This is a genomic window from Paenibacillus mendelii (assembly GCF_024498075.1).
GTDB classification, from domain to species: Bacteria; Bacillota; Bacilli; order Paenibacillales; family Paenibacillaceae; genus Paenibacillus_Z; species Paenibacillus_Z mendelii.
This window is the reverse complement of the sequence record NZ_JANHOF010000001.1, coordinates 506,553-522,914: the sequence shown is the minus strand read 5'-3', so window position 1 is coordinate 522,914 and position 16,362 is coordinate 506,553. Positions and strand designations below refer to the sequence as shown.

The window sequence follows — 16,362 nt, the reverse complement described above, 5'->3', positions numbered from 1 at the left end:
TTGCTTTGTGAATGACCGGTATGGTTATACTGTAAGAGTGGGTGGATGTATGGACAACTAATAATTTACAGAGGTGATTGTACATATGGCGAACCAGACCAGTGTTATTATTGAAAATTCCTTGCACAACTTGCTCGATGATCCTGCTTTCCTGCCGAATTTGCAGGAGGAGGCTAGAATTAAAGCCTTTCACTCCTTAGCTTCTATTCTCTCGACGCCCAATAAAATTCACAAGTCGTTCCTGCGCATCCCACTCGACAGTGGCGAGGTTGTACGAATTCCAGCTTTTCGCACACAGCATAATGATACGTTGGGACCTTATAAGGGAGGCATTCGCTTCCACGAATCCGTCAATGAAGAGGAGGTCGTTAATTTAGCCGCGTTGATGACCTTGAAGAATGCGCTGCATGAGGTTCCTTTTGGCGGCGGCAAAGGCGGGGTGGCTATTAACCCGCGCAACTATTCCGCACGGGAGTTGTATTTGATCTGTAAGAAATATGTCCAATATTTCAGCGATATTCTGGGTCCCGACAAGGACATTCCTGCACCAGATGTAGGAACAGGCCAGCGCGAGATGGACTGGATGATGGCGGAGTATAAAAGCATTAACCCCGGCAAGCCGTACCGCGGCAGCTTCACAGGCAAGAGCGTAATCAATGGCGGTTCATTGGGAAGAAGGGAAGCGACGGGTAAGGGGGTATATTTGACCTTCCGTTATCTGATTCACGATTTCATCAGTCAAAATCAACAGGGATTATTGGTGAGTAGTAATGCCTTCGCACATACGGCACTAGGCTATGCGAACCGTCCGTTAACGATGGCCGTTCAAGGCTTTGGGAATGTGGGATCGGTTGTAGCTCTGGAAGCATTCAGCTGTAAGTATCTTACGAATAAGGTTGTAGCCGTCAGCGACCGCAATATTACGTTATTCCATTCAGAAGGGCTCAACATCCCCGCGCTTATTACGTATGCCAACAATCATAATGGCGATCTGCCTACGACTCTGGAGGGACTCTCCGAGGCTGGGGTGAATGCCCGTATTCTGGGCAGGGAAGATATTCTCTATTTGAATGTGGACGTTCTGGTCTTAGCCGCGCTGGAGGACCAGATTCGCATCGATAATGTCGATCGAATCCAAGCGCGGATCATCGTGGAGGGTGCGAATGCACCGGTGTCCGGTGAAGCGGATCAAATCATGCAGAATAAAGGCAGCATTGTCATTCCGGATATTCTGGCTAATGCGGGCGGCGTGATCGTCTCTTATTTTGAATGGATGCAAGGTCGGGAAACGCAGTTCTATACGGAAGACCAAGTGTTCCAGCTCTTACAAGCCAAGATGCAAGCAACCATGGATGCCGTCTATCCCTCCTATTTCGAAAGTGCCAGGTCTCTGCGTCAAATTTGCTATAATCATGCGGTGATGAAGCTGTCGACCAATCTGTATATTCAAGGGAAATTGTATTGATATCGGGGATGTGGTCCAAGGATGTATGAACTCGCTTGAGAGATAATATCTGTAGAGAAGCCTCCAGTATCGGTGCATACTGGAGGCTTTATGATGTTCCAAATGTGAATAAACCGTGGAATCCTTCCATAACTGACAGTCGAAATTCGTCGAAACCATTAAATATATATTCCCGGACATGGACGGATTGCTTTATAATAAGATAGATGATGATGTAATTTTTTTCACAATCTATTCGGAAGGAGGAATGCATTCATGGACAAGCTGAAGCTGTGGATGAAAGCCTCCCGGTTTCGAGTGCTGCCTGTCATGTTCATCCCCGTCGTTCTGGGCGGTTTGGGAGCATTCGCGTGGAACGGTACCTTTCATCCTGTGCTCTTTCTCATAACGCTGCTTGGCGCCGGAGCGGCTCACTTATTCTCGAACATGATTAATGATCTCTGGGATTACCGGAGCGGAGTGGATGTAGCTGCGAAAGAAACAGCCGCCGCTATCTCGACCAATTCCGGTTTCTTGGCTAATGGGATTATGTCAGAACGAACCTTCGGGCTCATGACATGGTTGATGTTCTTTATTGCCCTTGTCAGCGGAATCGCAGTCAGCTTGGCGAGCGGTTGGTGGGCCTTGGTATTTGGAGCGTTGGGCGGATTAATTGCCTACTTCTATGTCGCACCACCGCTTAAGTTTGGATATCGCGGGAAAGGCTATAGTGAACTTGCCATTCTGCTTTCCTTTGGTATTTTGCCTGTTATTGGCACGTATTATGTGCAGGTCGAGCTGTTTGGATATCGCCCTCTGATGCTGTCGCTCCCAGTCGGGCTGCTCACGACGCTTGTTCTGTTCAATCACCATTTCCTTCACTGGCAGGCTGATCGGCAGGCTGGGAAGAAAACACTCGTTGTCGTATGGGGAGAACGCAAATCGCTTGTTTTCTCGAGAATGCTGGCCATATTGGCCTATGTATCGCTTATCGCATGTGTGCTGCTGCAAGTTCTGCCCTGGTATGCGTTGATTGCAATCATTACCATCATACCGCTGTTTCGCGTGTACGGAACGCTTGGTGCCGAGAATGACTCACGAGCGTACCTTCCTTTGATGGGAGCATCGCTGAAAGCATCGGTCCGCTGCGGTGGATTGATGGGGATCGCTTTGCTGGTGCACGGACTGCTTTAATAAATATCCGATTCATCTATATCACGAATACATTATGATAGCAACAATGAAGAGGTGGCGTATCATGGAGAAACAACAGGTCTTTGGTGATTTTCATACGATTTTGTCCGAGGAAGATGTTTGGAAAATCGGCGGATTCCCGCTGCAGGACGGCACATTCTGGTCTTACCGCGAGCCGGATGCGGTCGTAATCGTCCGCAATGGCATTCTATATGTACGGGCTCCACTAAGCAGATCTCATGATAAAGTCCAAATTCTCGACAACGCGAAGCATATGTATTACTCGGTTGAGCAAGTAGAGGTGCCCGAAGCGGGTGAAGTGAGCTTCGAGCTGCAAATTAGGGCGCGTTCGCAGAATACAGCGCCGGGGGATTTGTACGACGGGTACGTATCGTTGAATTTACTCGATTTCTCGACGGGAGCCGCGCTTGATTTCTTTGCCGGCAACGATAAGTATGCCAGTGTATACGCGGTCCTGCCATTCCCCGGCGTACAAGTACCGCCGTCGGACAAAACGCGTTATTTCTGCGTCTTTAAGGAAGATACGAATTTCAAGGCAAGAGAATTCAATACCTATAAGATTACCTACAACAGAGGGAACGATGAGGTCGTCTTCTTCGTTAATGGAGAGGAAGTGCGTCGTGAGAAGGGCGTTCCAATTAAATTTAACCGGTTCACCATTGCGCTCGGCATCATGACGGAGAAGGATCTGACGCCCGAAGGTAGCGTGTCTGTTCATGGACAGACTGTGATCGGGGAATGGTCTCCCGTAACGGTGACATACACGGAGTAATAAGTTTACTCCGCAGGACCGTTGTCATGATTGAGGTCGCATAAGCTGCGGCCTTTTTTTCATATGATGATCCTAATGGCCGGCTGTTCACGATACATCTGGAATGTACGGATAATTAGCCAGTTTTTAGGCACTGGCAGATGCAGCTTGAAATCAGAGATTCATAATCAGACAGCTTAGGGGGAGGAACTTGCTAATGTCTCTATTTGAAGCCATCAAAAACAACTCCTTAGATGAACTTACTGCTGCTATTGATCAAGGTCATGACATCAACGCACAAGACGCTCTTGGCAGAACGCCGCTGCATTATGTCATTACCCAGAGAGCACCAATTGAGCTATTTGCCGCCTTGTTGGAGCATGGCGCGAATCCGGAGCTGCAAGATAAGCTCGGCCTTACCGTGCTGCGGAAGGCAATCAAGTTCGGGAATTCGGGTGCTGTCGATCTTCTCCTCTCGCGCGGTGTTGAGTTTAATCATCCAAAGGGCATTACGCATACCCATTGGTTCATTGCCCGGCATTATCCTGCCATGGCGGACAAAATGCTCGCAACCGAAGGCTCGCTGCGTTTGACCCTGACTCGAGCGGAGAAGGACTTGGTCGAGGAGGTCATCTATTCGGATCAAGAGGAGCGCATGGCGCTGCTGCCTTTATTGAATACACCCGAACTTTTACATGCCTTTGTGCTGCATTTTAACTGGGATGATGATATTAAGCCGCTGCAGATTGTAATTCGTCATCCAGAATGCAAAGAAATTACGGCTTATGAGATGTATGATTTGCTGGAGGGTGACTACTGGCAGCAGAAAGAGAATGTCACGGAGGAAGAGCGCAAATACATCCAGTTGATTGATGTTATTCAGGCGAGGTTTCCCCGGATTGGAGAATCGAAGTAGAGTAAGGATCCAGAGTTGCGTGCCTCGCGGTGATGACAGCACCCGAGTTGACTATTTGTACAAAAGGAATAGCTGCGATGGTTGTATTGAATACGGATGGCGGAACTAAGCTGATTCTACACAGGCAAAGAACAAATACGATCGAGGTATGTTTCATACAATCATCGAATCGTGGTGCCGGGATAGAACGCCTGGAACTGAAGGATTCCTTCTTGTTTAAGAACAAGAGGGAATTCGTTGAATTAATGGCAGATTTATTGAACGGTGCGCGCGATTCATTTGTGTTCCCCTTGATAGATCAAGAGTCCGAATGGATGTGGGAAATGGATTGTCTGGGCGCTTCAGGCTATCTTGTTCGACTTTATTTTTACAAAGGCAAGGTTGAAGTGTTCCTTCATCATAAGCAAGAGTATCCTTGAGCGTTTCTATGCGGATTTAAAGCAGGAGTTCAAGCTGTGATTGTGGGTTAAGATGGTCGTTCAGACGGCTGGTGGAGATTCGACGGTACTGGCTCCACGCGCGCTGTAACGGTGGAAAACGGCAGGGGTAGTAACACGGGAAGGGCGTTGTAAGGGGAGAAAACGGCGTTACAGCGTGCCGCGGCGGTGGGATGCGAGTTGTAAGACCGTTTTCTGGCGTTACAGTAATAGAAAGTGGAGGCTGACAGTTGGAATCGGCGCTGTGAGGGTAAAAACGGCGTTACAGCGTTGCCGCGGCGGTGGGATGCGAGACGTAAGACCGTTTTCTGGCGTTACAGTAATAGAAAGTGGAAGCTGACAGTTGGGATGGATGCTGTAAGGGTAGAAAACGGCGTTACAGCCGTGCCGCGGCAGAGGAATGCAAGTTGTAAGACCGTTTTCTGGCGTTACAGAAGTAGAAAGTGAAGGCTGACAGTCGGAATCGGCGCTGTAAGGGTAGAAAACGGCGTTACAGCCGTGCCGCGACGGTGGGATGCGAGTTGTAAGACCGTTTTCTGGCGTTACAGAAGTAGAAAGTGAAGGCTGACAGTCGGAATCGGCGCTGTAAGGGTAGAAAACGGCGTTACAGCGTGCCGCGGCGGTGGAATGCGAGTTGTAAGACCGTTTTCTGGCGTTACAGTCGCAGAAAGTGGAGGCTGACAGTCAGAATCGGCGCTGTGAGGGTAAAAAACGGCGTTACAGCCGTGCCGTGGCGGTGGGATGCGAGTTGTAAGACCGTTTTTGGCGTTACAGCAGTAGAAGGTGGGGCTGACAGTCGGGATGGGCCGCGGCGGAGTTGTTGGTATGGACAAGAGGTGCTATCATCGGCACTTCAGCACTTCAGCTGTTCTGTCTAACTAGCTGGAACGGTTGACTGCCAAACGATATCGCCACGCCGCCCGTTTCGATCTGCACGATGTGCAGTAAGTATCGTAACCGTATGTTTTGCGAATGTTAATGTAAAGCCGAATTGTGGCACAGCTCATGCGTTGGATCGTCGATTTACCAGAAGAGTCGACATAAGCGATTATTCAATAGTCACAAATCGTTGATTTTTCGTGTGATTGCAATCACACGAGCAGCAGGGCAGCATGGTTTATACTTGATTCATGCCAAGTATAAACGAAAGAGGGGAACGATCATGCTCAATAAGAATACGATTGATATCATTAAGTCCACGGTTCCGGTGTTGGAGGTTCATGGAACGGCCATCACGAAGCGTTTTTACGAAAGGCTGTTCACGAATCATCCTGAATTATTGAATATATTTAACCATGCTAATCAAAAGCAAGGAAGACAGCAGACGGCTCTCGCGAATGCGGTTTATGCCGCGGCTGTGAATATCGACAAGCTGGAAGCAATTCTGCCAGTCGTCAAACAAATTGCCCACAAGCACAGAAGTCTTGGTGTTCTCCCGGAGCATTATCCGATCGTCGGCGAAAATTTGCTTGCTGCGATTAAGGAAGTATTGGGCGATGCGGCTACAGAGGAAATCCTACAGGCTTGGGCGGAAGCATATGGCGTCATAGCGGATGCTTTCATCGGTGTAGAGGCGGAGATGTATGAGCAGGCCGAACGGCAGGCCGGAGGCTGGGCGGGTTATCGGGCATTCCATATTGCGAAGAAAATCAAGGAAAGTGATGTCATCACTTCATTCTATCTCGTTCCACAGGACGGTCAAGCATTGGCAGGGTTCGAGCCGGGACAGTACGTTAGTGTGAAGATGGATATTCCCGGAGAGCGCAATACCCATATCCGGCAATACAGCCTCTCCGATGCCCCGGGAAAACCCTATTATCGGATCTCGGTGAAGGAAGAATCCGGCGATCTGAATCGCACAGCAGGGAAGGTATCCGTATACTTGCATGAACAGGTCAAACCAGGCGATGTTCTATGGTTATCGGCACCGGCAGGGGACTTTACGCTCAACCAGAAGGATACCCGCCCCGTTGTACTCATTAGCGGCGGTGTTGGTTTAACCCCGATGATCAGTATGCTCAACACATTGGCAGAGACGGCGCCGGATCGTCAGGTGACCTTCATCCATGCCGCTCAGAATGGGAATGTTCACGCCATGAAGGAGCATGTGGAGGAGCTTGCCCGGAAGAATCCGCAGGTGTCGGCCTATTGGGTTTACAATCAGCCTACGGAACAGGACAGGACTAACCAGACGTTCCACAAAGAAGGTTATATCGATCTGGAATGGCTGCAGAGCAAGGTCCCGACGACGGAAGCGAGCTTCTATTTCTGCGGACCGGTTCCATTCATGAAGGCTATGAACCGCGCTTTGCAAACATGGGGCATTGCCGCCGCAGATATTCATTATGAATTCTTCGGTCCAGCCGGTAGTTTGGAGTAGACGGCTCATTAGCTATTAGCGGCAACGGAGCGGCTATCGGGTATCCGAAGCCGCCTTCTGAGCGCGAAGCAGCCGGTTCACGGTCTCTCGACGAAGTCCGATAAATTGCCCGATCTCGTCTTGTGTGAGAACTTCGGTTAAGGTTGCCGGCGCTATATAGGTTTGGAACCAAGCTTGCAGCTTACGAAGCTTCTCTGCAGGTGCAACCTCCGACAACTGGTCAATACGCTGCTGCATCATGCGAAGCTTCTCTTGAAGAACCAAGGCGATATGACGGCATTTGTGTGGATCTCTCTCCAGCTGCTGATAATATTCAGCGGCAGGCAGAATCTCAATTTCGCTCGTCATGAGCGCAATCGCAGTGCCGTAATAGGGATGCGGACTAATCAAGGAATGATGGGGTATGACCTCGTCCGGCGTAATAATATTGACAAGAATAGCTGTGCCGTCTTTATGAATGCGCATGATCTTTAATAGACCGCTCTTCAGATGGAAGAGGGGACCAGATTCGCCTTGGCGAAATAAAGTCTCGCCCTTATGCAATATCATGTTGGCTTGGCCTCCTAATCCCAATAACCGCAAGTCCCTGATAATCAGTGGGCTTGCGGTTTTATTTTTATTATAGCAAACCAGGTTGAGGAATGGATAAAGGATTGACTATACCGTAAATTCCCATATAATCATGTTGAAGGAGTGATTGTGTAGTTGATGGTAAATATTATGCGTCATCAATTTGAAGAGCTTGATGACATGGCCCTAGGGTCGGCGTGCTTTAATCCCCTTATTGCAGGCTTCAAGGAATTACGCGTTCAAGGCGGAGACGAAGGCACGTTTTATGAAGGTCTTTCGGGCGGACAGCAAATGTTGTTTATATTTCGGGTCTATTACGATCACGTAAGTCAGTCAATCGAAGACTTATATTGGTGGAGTGCTTATTTCTACGCTCAACCTGTTAAGTGGTCGTCACTGAAAGCCGGAATGCTCCATCTTACGGATCAAGAAGCGACAGTGCTCCTACATGACATTGAGCGGGAGCTCTCAATAAGAAATTACCCGGAAAGCTTGGAACGGTTCAATCACACGGCCAAGGATCTGGAGTATGATTCGGAATTATTCAACACGTTCAGCTCGTTATACATCAGGCTTCAACAAGCTGCTCCCATAACCATTGCTCGGCTTGCCCGGTATATTCGTCAGCACCCGCATGAGTTCGTCCAGTCGATGGATGAGCGCAAGGAATGAAGCTGAAGCGGCAACCAGGTTGTCAAGAGCCCCATTCTAATGACGAAACCGCCTGTGAGGGCGGTTTTTTTAGTTGCTGGGCCAGTAAACTTGAGCATAAATATGAACTGGAATAGACTGCTGGAACGGCAGATTCCAAAGGAGAGGAATGCATCCACATGACGGAGGAAAGGAATATCTTAATGGCTGCGCAGCGGCTGGCGCTTCGGCATGTAAGGGATGCCGCGAAGCTTATGCAGGATGACAGTCGCCAGAGGATAGAAAGTATTGTTAACAGAAGCGGAATGCCTGCGCCAACATGGATAACGGCCATCTTAACCTGTATCTGCACGTATGCACCCGTAACCGTCAATTTTCATCCCGATCGGGTTCTGCCGCATGGAATCACGGTCGTGGAAGGTCTTCTGCAGGATGGAATCTACCGAAGCCAATTTGAAACCCAGGTTACAAGCGGCAGCCGCACGGCGTATCCAGGCGGTGACCGTGACAATTGGGAGAAGCTGCTTTTCGCAAATGCGTACCAAATGCCCGAAGTACGGCTGGATGAGAGACCGAAGTATGGTGCGCTCAATATAATGAATTATGCGGACGGGGCTGCGCCGCGATTTGGTTCGTGCTATCTCAAGCTGCGCCCGCAGCTGTCGGATCGCTGCACCTTTACATTTGGCGACAGTCACATAGGTCCGGCCTACATAGGGACCAATGATGTGTTCGAGCCGCTGCTTGCTTCAATAGTAGAAGAAATAAATTCGGATCGTAAGGCGCTCGGCTCTAACGACGTAGATATCAAGACATTCACAAAGCGGATACTTGATTGGCCCAATGCAGCCAAAGAACCATCCACCGGTGTAATCGGACGGGCACTCAATGATTATATTGAAGCCCAAGTCCATGGACGACTCGATCTGGCTGAGGACGTAGAAGCGCTTGTCGCGGATCCGTCGTTCGCAGGAACAATGACGGGTGATCAGCTGCAGCGTTTATGTACGCAATGCGCTATCGAGCTTCACTGGCATTCGGGATTCCAGCTGGCTGCGGATGCCGTACCGGATTACTTTCGTGGCCCCGCAATGCCGCCGCTTGCGCGCCGATTGGAGGATTGGAAATTCACCGGTATTCCCGGCCTGATTGATGCAGCAGCGATAGGTAGGGCGGCGGCCTCGCTGCATGCTAACCCTAAGCAGTGGAGTGATTGGGGAACGGAGAGCGAGACTTTCCAGCATTTGAAACAGCTTTGGCATGTGCTTGTTAAGTTTGGCGGCCCATACAACCGGCAGTATAAAACAATCCCTGAGAAAGATAGCGGTATCTAAGAGCAGTCCGATTCGTTTCTGGATACGAACGGAATCTTGACATTGTCAATATGCAGCGAGCAGCCGTATCGGTGTATGTCCGTATTATGATGCAGTTGGCGCAATCCTGCATGTTTTCAGTCATGGAAACGGTTTACGAAACCCTGCCTGAATAAGGTATAATAGACAAACGGTCAAAAATCGATAAAGTCGGGTTATTAATCATAGGGCTGCAAACGAAATGAAAACCAACAGGTAATGAATGAGGTCGGCTTTGCAGCCCTCCGGACGGCAGGAGGAATGAGAGTGGGCTTAATCTTCACTTTTCTAAAAAAATACCGGGTTGCGGCTATTGTGGCTCTTAGCATGTTGCTGTTCGAACTTGCTGTAGAGCTGGTTCAGCCTCTGATGATTTCCAAAATTATCGACGAAGGCATTATGAAGTCGGATCTATCGGTCGTGTGGCTGTGGGGAGGGGTGCTGACAGCTAGCGCTGTCTTGGCCTTCTTATCCGGGATCGCGAGTTCCTTCTATGCATCCCACGCAAGTATGGGATTCGGATATGATCTTCGCGACAAGTTGTATGAGAAGGTGCAATCCTTCACGTATCCGGTATTTAACCGGTTTGCAACTTCATCGCTCATTACCCGCTTAACGGGCGATGTCAGCCAAGTGCAGGATTTAGTCTTCATGAGTCTGCGCTTCATGACGCGCGTGCCGCTAATCGTGATAGGCAGCATGATTATGGCACTCGTCGTACATCTGAAGCTCGGACTGCTGATGGTCTGCACGGTTCCGATCCTTCTCTTGTTCATCACATGGGTAATCAAGAAGTCGGCTGCGCTGTTCCGGGTTGTTCAATCCCGGCTGGATAGCGTAAATGGCGTCATTCAAGAAAATCTGACGGGCATCAGGCTCATCCGTGTTTTTGTGCGAATGAGTCATGAGGTCAGCCGTTTCGCCAAGGCTAGCGCTCATTTAATGAAAGGAACGGTGTCGGTCCTTCGTTTGACGGAAACGACGATGCCGTTTATTTTCCTCATCGGAAATGCAGGCATCATCGCCATTCTGTGGTTTGGCCGCAGGGATATCGCAGCAGGCAGCGCATCCGTGGGCGAAGTGGTCGCGGTGGTGAACTATTCCTTGCGGACGATAGGAGCCTTGTCGGCAATCTCTTGGCTCGTCGTGTCCTTCTCAAAGGGGAGAGCATCCGCCATGCGGATTGAAGAATTGTTTTCCACGGACAATGACGCTGTTGGTCACACGCAAGCAGAGCAGAAGACGCCGCTGATACAAGGCCATGTTGAGTTTAATCACGTTAGCTTCTTCTATCCGAACAATGGGATTCATGTGCTGGAAGGAATCTCGTTCACCGCCCGTCCCGGTGAACGGATCGCGATCTTAGGGGCAACTGGATCGGGTAAAACGTCGCTCGTGCAGCTGATTACCCGCCTCTACGAAGAGAATGAGGGAACCGTGCGAATCGACGGAATCGACGCCCGCAAGCTGGACACGCCGAACCTGCGCGATGCAATCGGGTACGTTCCTCAGGAAGTGCTGCTCTTCACAGGAAGCGTGCGGGACAATATTGCATGGGGCAATGAGTATGCGACGTTGGAGCAGATTATGGAAGCTGCCAAGAGAGCGCAAATTCACGAAACGATTGAACAGCTGCCGCAAGGCTACGATACGATGCTCGGACAGCGTGGCGTCAATCTGTCCGGCGGTCAGAAGCAGCGGATCTCCATCGCCAGGGCGCTGGTCCGGAATCCATCGATTCTCATCCTAGACGACAGCACCAGCGCACTCGATGTTCGAACGGAGGCTGCCTTGCTTGATTCGTTAACCGATCTGTCCTGCACGACCTTCCTCGTGACACAGAAGATTAGTTCCACGATGTCCGCTGATCTGATCCTGCTTCTGGATGAGGGACGATTGATTGAGAAAGGGAAACATGATGATTTAATGTCCCGTTCGCCTCTTTACCGGCAAATTTATCAATCCCAGTATGGGGAGGAGGCGCAGCATGTTCAAAGAACTTATTGAGCCGTTCCGCCATCCTTCCCCGGAGTTGAATCTTCGCGCGGCGAAAGATAGTGAGGGGAAGAAGGCAAAGGCGAAGGCGAAGAACTGGACAGTCACCTTGGGCCGTATATGGACCTATCTGGCCAAGCATAGAGGCAAGCTTGCCCTTGTCCTCGTCATGGTCGTGCTCAGTTCGGCGTTAGCGCTGCTCGGGCCTTATCTGATTGGCGTTGCGATCGATGACTACATCGAAGGAACGGGAGGACAATCATGGATTCAATTCCTGCTCCTCCTATCGGCGGTCTATATTCTCTTCTCATTCGTGAGCTGGCTGCAAAATATATGGATGATCGGGATCGCGCAGGAAACGGTCTATCGTATGCGCACCGATCTGTTCGCCCATCTCCACCGGCTGCCAATTCCTTATTACGGTAAACGGCAGCAGGGCGAGATCATGAGCCGCGTGACCAATGATATCGAGAATGTGAGCGGGACGCTGAACAGCTCCGCGATCCAGATTTTCTCGAGCATGCTGACCTTGGTCGGAACGATCTCCGTCATGCTGTGGCTAAGCCCGCTGCTAACGGTTCTTACCTTTACCGTGGTACCGCTCATGGCGCTGGGCATGCGCTGGATTACGCGCCGTACCGGCCCGCTGTTCAAGCAGCGGCAGCGCAACCTGGGCGACTTGAACGGCTACATTGAAGAGACGCTATCCGGCCAGCGGGTGATCAAAGCTTTTTCTCAAGAAGCACGCGTGATTCAAGGCTTTACCCAGCGCAATGACCAAATCTATCGCTCGGGCTTCTGGGCGTTGACGATCTCGAGCTTCATTCCGAAGCTGATGAACGGCTTGAACAATTTAAGCTTTGCGATCATTGCGGGCATAGGCGGGATTCTGGTCATTAAAGGCTCCATAACGGTCGGGGTCATCATCATGTTTGTCGAATATGCGAGACAATTCACGCGGCCGCTCAATGATCTGGCGAATCAGTGGAATACGTTATTGTCCGCCATCGCAGGCGCTGAACGCGTATTCGAGGTATTGGATGAGGACGTTGAAGCCAAGGATGAAGGCTCATCCGTCACACTGGATCATGTGGAAGGAGCGGTGTCTTTCTCCCAGGTTTCCTTCGCGTATGAGGCAGGCGGCGCCACGTTGGAAAGAATAAGCTTCGAAGCGAAGCCCGGCGAGATGATTGCCCTCGTCGGTCCGACCGGAGCAGGGAAAACGACATTGATTCAGCTGCTTTCCCGTTTCTATGAACCCAGCAGCGGCACAATCAGAATAGATGGCCGGGACATGACCTCGATACGGCGTGAGAGCTTGCGATCGCACATGTCTTTCGTTCTGCAGGATTCATTCTTATTCGAGGGAACCATCCGGGAGAATATCCGGTATGGCAGACTGAATGCAACCGATAGCGAGGTAGAAGCAGCGGCCAAGCTGGCTAATGCCCATTCGTTCATCGTTCGCTTTGCCGAAGGTTATGACAAGAAGCTGAGCGCCGACGGCAGCGGGATCAGTCAAGGGCAGAAACAGCTTCTGGCCATTGCGCGGGCCATCCTGGCGGATCCGTCCATACTCGTACTAGATGAAGCAACCAGCAGCATCGATACGATAACGGAGATCAAGATTCAGGAAGGACTGCAGCGGCTGATGAAGGGGAGGACGAGCTTCGTCATCGCTCACCGGTTGAATACCATCCGAAAGGCCGATCGCATCTTGGTATTGAAGGATGGCCGGCTGCTGGAACAAGGCTCGCATGAAGAGCTGTTGAAGCGAGAAGGATTTTACAGCAGCTTATATGAAGGCCAGCTTAAGGGAGAATCGATGGGCCTCGGTTCCTGATAGGAGCTTGATGAAACAAAGGAGTTGTCCGGTTTACGGGCAGCTCCTTTGTTCGGTTTTTACGGGATGCATGCAATCTGAGCTGGATTGTCATAGAAACGGACCATTCCACATAATTTGGGTGTGCGGATACATGAGGTGTATCGGTATCATGACGAGAATGGAGGAATGAGCAGATGACCAAGTCGGGATTTCACCGGCATACATCAGTATTAGCGGCATTGTTGTCTATCATGCTGCTGATGGGCATGCTTCCAGCTGCTGCTTCAGCGGTGGAGGGGGAGATGGAAATCATGGACGCGGAAGCGGGGCTCGATATTACGAATCAGAGTAATTTGGTGGGCATTCATTACTCCAATTGGTTTAATCCCGTCGTTAAAACCGGCTTGCCTATTTATGACACCTCGCAAATATTAACGCAATCGGGCATGAATAAGACTGCCCCGGTATGGGGTCCCCTTAACGCGTTTCACTTCTGGGGCAAACCGGCATTGGGCTATTACCGCTCCGATGCGGTATCCGTTATACAAACCCATATGACCCAGCTGGAGGAAGCAGGGGTCGACTTCATCATCGTGGACAATACGAACGCCGGCAGCGGATGGCCGGAGAGCTATTACAACGAGATATTCCGCAATCCGACCCAGGTGCTGCTGGATACGGTGCTCCAGATGAAGCAAAGCAACATCGCAACCCCGCATATCGTCTTCTGGACGGGTTCCGCCGCGAGCGACAGCAACCCCTCCTTCACCGGAACGGATATCTACAACCGGTATTACGGCGGAGCGTATGACGACTTATTCGTGTATTACAACGGCAAGCCGCTGCTGCTCGTCACGGATCAAATTACAAGCACGCTGACCAATCTATTCACCGTCCGCAAGATGTGGGGGCTCCAATCGACTTTAGCCCCGCAGGAGTGGTCGTTCCTGCAAGGCTATCCGCAGCTAGTTTCGTATTCCGGCTCTGTTCCGGAACAAATGCCGGTCATTACGGCTAAGCAGAGCACGTACTTAAGCTATTTCAATACGGCAACGCCAAAACGAGGGGGAATAACGTTCTACGAGCAGTGGAAGCGCGCGTTCGAGGTTCGACCGAAGATCATTACCTTAACCTGGTGGAATGAGTGGATCATGCAGCGGTTCGAAGATGGAAGCGGCAACACACGATTCGTGGACGGATATTCGGATGAATACAGCCGGGATATCGAGCCGCAGGATGGCGGCAGCGGCAGTGCGTACTTCACGTATATGAAGGGTTATATTGATGCTTACAAGAATAATCGTCCGATACCTCAAGGCCTTGTCCATGACATGGTGAAGCTGGGGGATTTCGAGATTGGCAATGAAGCCTGGAGCGCGGGCACGAATGTAAGCAGCGCTTCCGTGAAATTCTCGCAGCAGGATACGACGGTTCCCGCAGCCTCCAGCGGTTACCGCATGCTGGAAGGGGCGGGCACGGGAGTTGCCGCGAACGCATGGCGCTCGGTGTATCGTCAATTCGAGAAGCCGGTTGATTTCTCACAGCATCAAATCATCCGCTATGCCTTCAATGGATGGGGAGGCGCGCCGGGAGCAGCGGGTTATGAAACCTTCATTCGTCTGACGTCGAGCACGAATCAGACGCTGGAGCGCACCGTGTCCTATACTGGCGGGTGGCAGACGGTTGATCTCGATATGCGTTCATGGCCTTATCGGAATCAAGTGACCCGGATCGATATCGGCTTCCGCGCGACGGGCAGCACCACGGCATGGGCAGGACGCTTCCATGTCGACAATGTAACCGCCATTGCGGACAGCTATACGCTCGGCGACTTTGAATTCGGCACAGACAGCTGGGCGGCCGGTAACGGCGTCTCACAGATCTTGTCATCGGCAGGAAACAGCAGCGCCTATACGCCGAATCCTTCACAGGGCAGCAAGCTGCTGGAAATTCAGATGAGCGCGGTAAACGGTGATGTGCAGAAGTGGGTGCAGCGCACTTTCGCAACGCCGCTCAATCTGGAGAAGTTCTCCCAGCTGCGCTGGTCAGCCAGCGGATGGGGCGGCGCACCGGGGGCGACTTCCTATCAATTAACGATACGTCTGACAGCATCAAATAGTGAACAATTGACACAGACGTATACGGTCGGCAACTGGGATCAATTCAATCCCTATACCTTATCCATTGGAAGCTGGGCTCATCGCAGCCGAATTACGAAGATCGAAATCGGACACCGCGCAATCGGGGGCAATCAAGCCTGGGGGGGCAAATATTTCATTGACCATGTGAGAGCGGTCAAGTAGCTTGCGAAGCTGCATACAAGCAATCAGTACCGTGTCCGCGGTAGGAGATGACATAGCGGAGGAAGCCTATAAAAAGCTTGAGCGATCAAGCTTTTTATATTGTCCGCTTGCGAAACCCGAATGGCTGAAGCCCGCGCAGCAATGCAAAATTCCTACAAATTTCGCATAAATCCAACGAGAACTGCGCGTGCTGTCATGGCTCCTTTTCCCTATTGTTAACAACCTGAAAGCTTTGATAAGATGGGGGATGAATTTGCCGCGTCATCCATGTGAACCATCACCCCAATAAAGCTGAAACATCCTCAATGACGTCCATAGACACACCCATACTCCCTGTACGACATACGCACCGAGAAACACGATGAAACGAAACGGATTCGAATGGCAGCTTCAGAATGAACACTGCATTTGCTGTGCCCTTTGCTAGAATGGCCCATCCGATTCCGGCAGCTACGAATATTCATCCGGCCATATTTGCGTTGCATACCGGGTTCAGGCGACCGCCTGGCCACAAGGGGGAAGA

At 50.8% G+C, this 16,362-nt stretch carries 12 protein-coding genes; 11 read left to right on the top strand and 1 reads right to left on the bottom strand.

Going from position 1 to position 16,362, the window contains the following annotated elements:
• Window positions 1-85: 85 nt before the first annotated feature.
• The 6 genes from NNL21_RS02215 (at window position 86) to hmpA (ending at window position 7,143) form a co-directional block, all read left to right on the top strand.
• Window positions 86-1,465, top strand: a complete 1,380-nt coding sequence (locus tag NNL21_RS02215; protein WP_204815818.1) for a Glu/Leu/Phe/Val family dehydrogenase — start codon at window positions 86-88, stop codon at window positions 1,463-1,465.
• A gap of 255 nt (window positions 1,466-1,720) precedes the next feature.
• Window positions 1,721-2,638, top strand: a complete 918-nt coding sequence (locus tag NNL21_RS02210; protein ID WP_204815817.1) for a prenyltransferase — start codon at window positions 1,721-1,723, stop codon at window positions 2,636-2,638.
• 64 nt (window positions 2,639-2,702) lie between these two features.
• Complete coding sequence (locus tag NNL21_RS02205) at window positions 2,703-3,431, top strand: DUF6081 family protein (RefSeq protein ID WP_204815816.1); 729 nt, start codon at window positions 2,703-2,705, stop codon at window positions 3,429-3,431.
• 196 nt (window positions 3,432-3,627) lie between these two features.
• Window positions 3,628-4,326 (top strand): DUF4274 domain-containing protein, encoded by a 699-nt coding sequence (locus tag NNL21_RS02200; RefSeq protein ID WP_204815815.1) that lies wholly within the window; start codon window positions 3,628-3,630, stop codon window positions 4,324-4,326.
• A gap of 77 nt (window positions 4,327-4,403) precedes the next feature.
• Complete coding sequence (locus tag NNL21_RS02195) at window positions 4,404-4,745, top strand: hypothetical protein (protein WP_204815814.1); 342 nt, start codon at window positions 4,404-4,406, stop codon at window positions 4,743-4,745.
• 1,180 nt (window positions 4,746-5,925) lie between these two features.
• Complete coding sequence (hmpA, locus tag NNL21_RS02190) at window positions 5,926-7,143, top strand: NO-inducible flavohemoprotein (RefSeq protein WP_204815813.1); 1,218 nt, start codon at window positions 5,926-5,928, stop codon at window positions 7,141-7,143.
• A 33-nt stretch (window positions 7,144-7,176) separates the two neighbouring features.
• On the opposite strand, the gene NNL21_RS02185 is transcribed toward hmpA, so the two are convergent.
• Window positions 7,177-7,692, bottom strand: coding sequence for a Crp/Fnr family transcriptional regulator (locus NNL21_RS02185; protein WP_204815812.1), 516 nt, complete (start codon window positions 7,690-7,692; stop codon window positions 7,177-7,179).
• A 156-nt stretch (window positions 7,693-7,848) separates the two neighbouring features.
• On the opposite strand from NNL21_RS02185, the gene NNL21_RS02180 reads away from it, so the two are divergent.
• From NNL21_RS02180 to NNL21_RS02160, 5 genes are all read left to right on the top strand, one after another.
• Entirely contained in the window at window positions 7,849-8,385 is a 537-nt protein-coding gene (locus NNL21_RS02180) for a hypothetical protein (RefSeq protein WP_204815811.1), read from the top strand.
• A gap of 158 nt (window positions 8,386-8,543) precedes the next feature.
• Window positions 8,544-9,698, top strand: a complete 1,155-nt coding sequence (locus tag NNL21_RS02175; RefSeq protein WP_204815810.1) for a DUF3626 domain-containing protein — start codon at window positions 8,544-8,546, stop codon at window positions 9,696-9,698.
• 279 nt (window positions 9,699-9,977) lie between these two features.
• On the top strand, window positions 9,978-11,723 hold the full coding sequence (locus NNL21_RS02170) for an ABC transporter ATP-binding protein (RefSeq protein ID WP_256555014.1): 1,746 nt from the start codon (window positions 9,978-9,980) through the stop codon (window positions 11,721-11,723).
• Complete coding sequence (locus NNL21_RS02165) at window positions 11,704-13,554, top strand: ABC transporter ATP-binding protein (protein ID WP_204815808.1); 1,851 nt, start codon at window positions 11,704-11,706, stop codon at window positions 13,552-13,554. Before NNL21_RS02170 ends, NNL21_RS02165 begins: the two co-directional genes overlap by 20 nt.
• A 176-nt stretch (window positions 13,555-13,730) precedes the next feature.
• Window positions 13,731-15,839: a hypothetical protein gene (locus NNL21_RS02160; RefSeq protein WP_204815807.1), complete on the top strand. Its 2,109-nt coding sequence runs from the start codon at window positions 13,731-13,733 to the stop codon at window positions 15,837-15,839.
• Window positions 15,840-16,362: the final 523 nt, after the last annotated feature.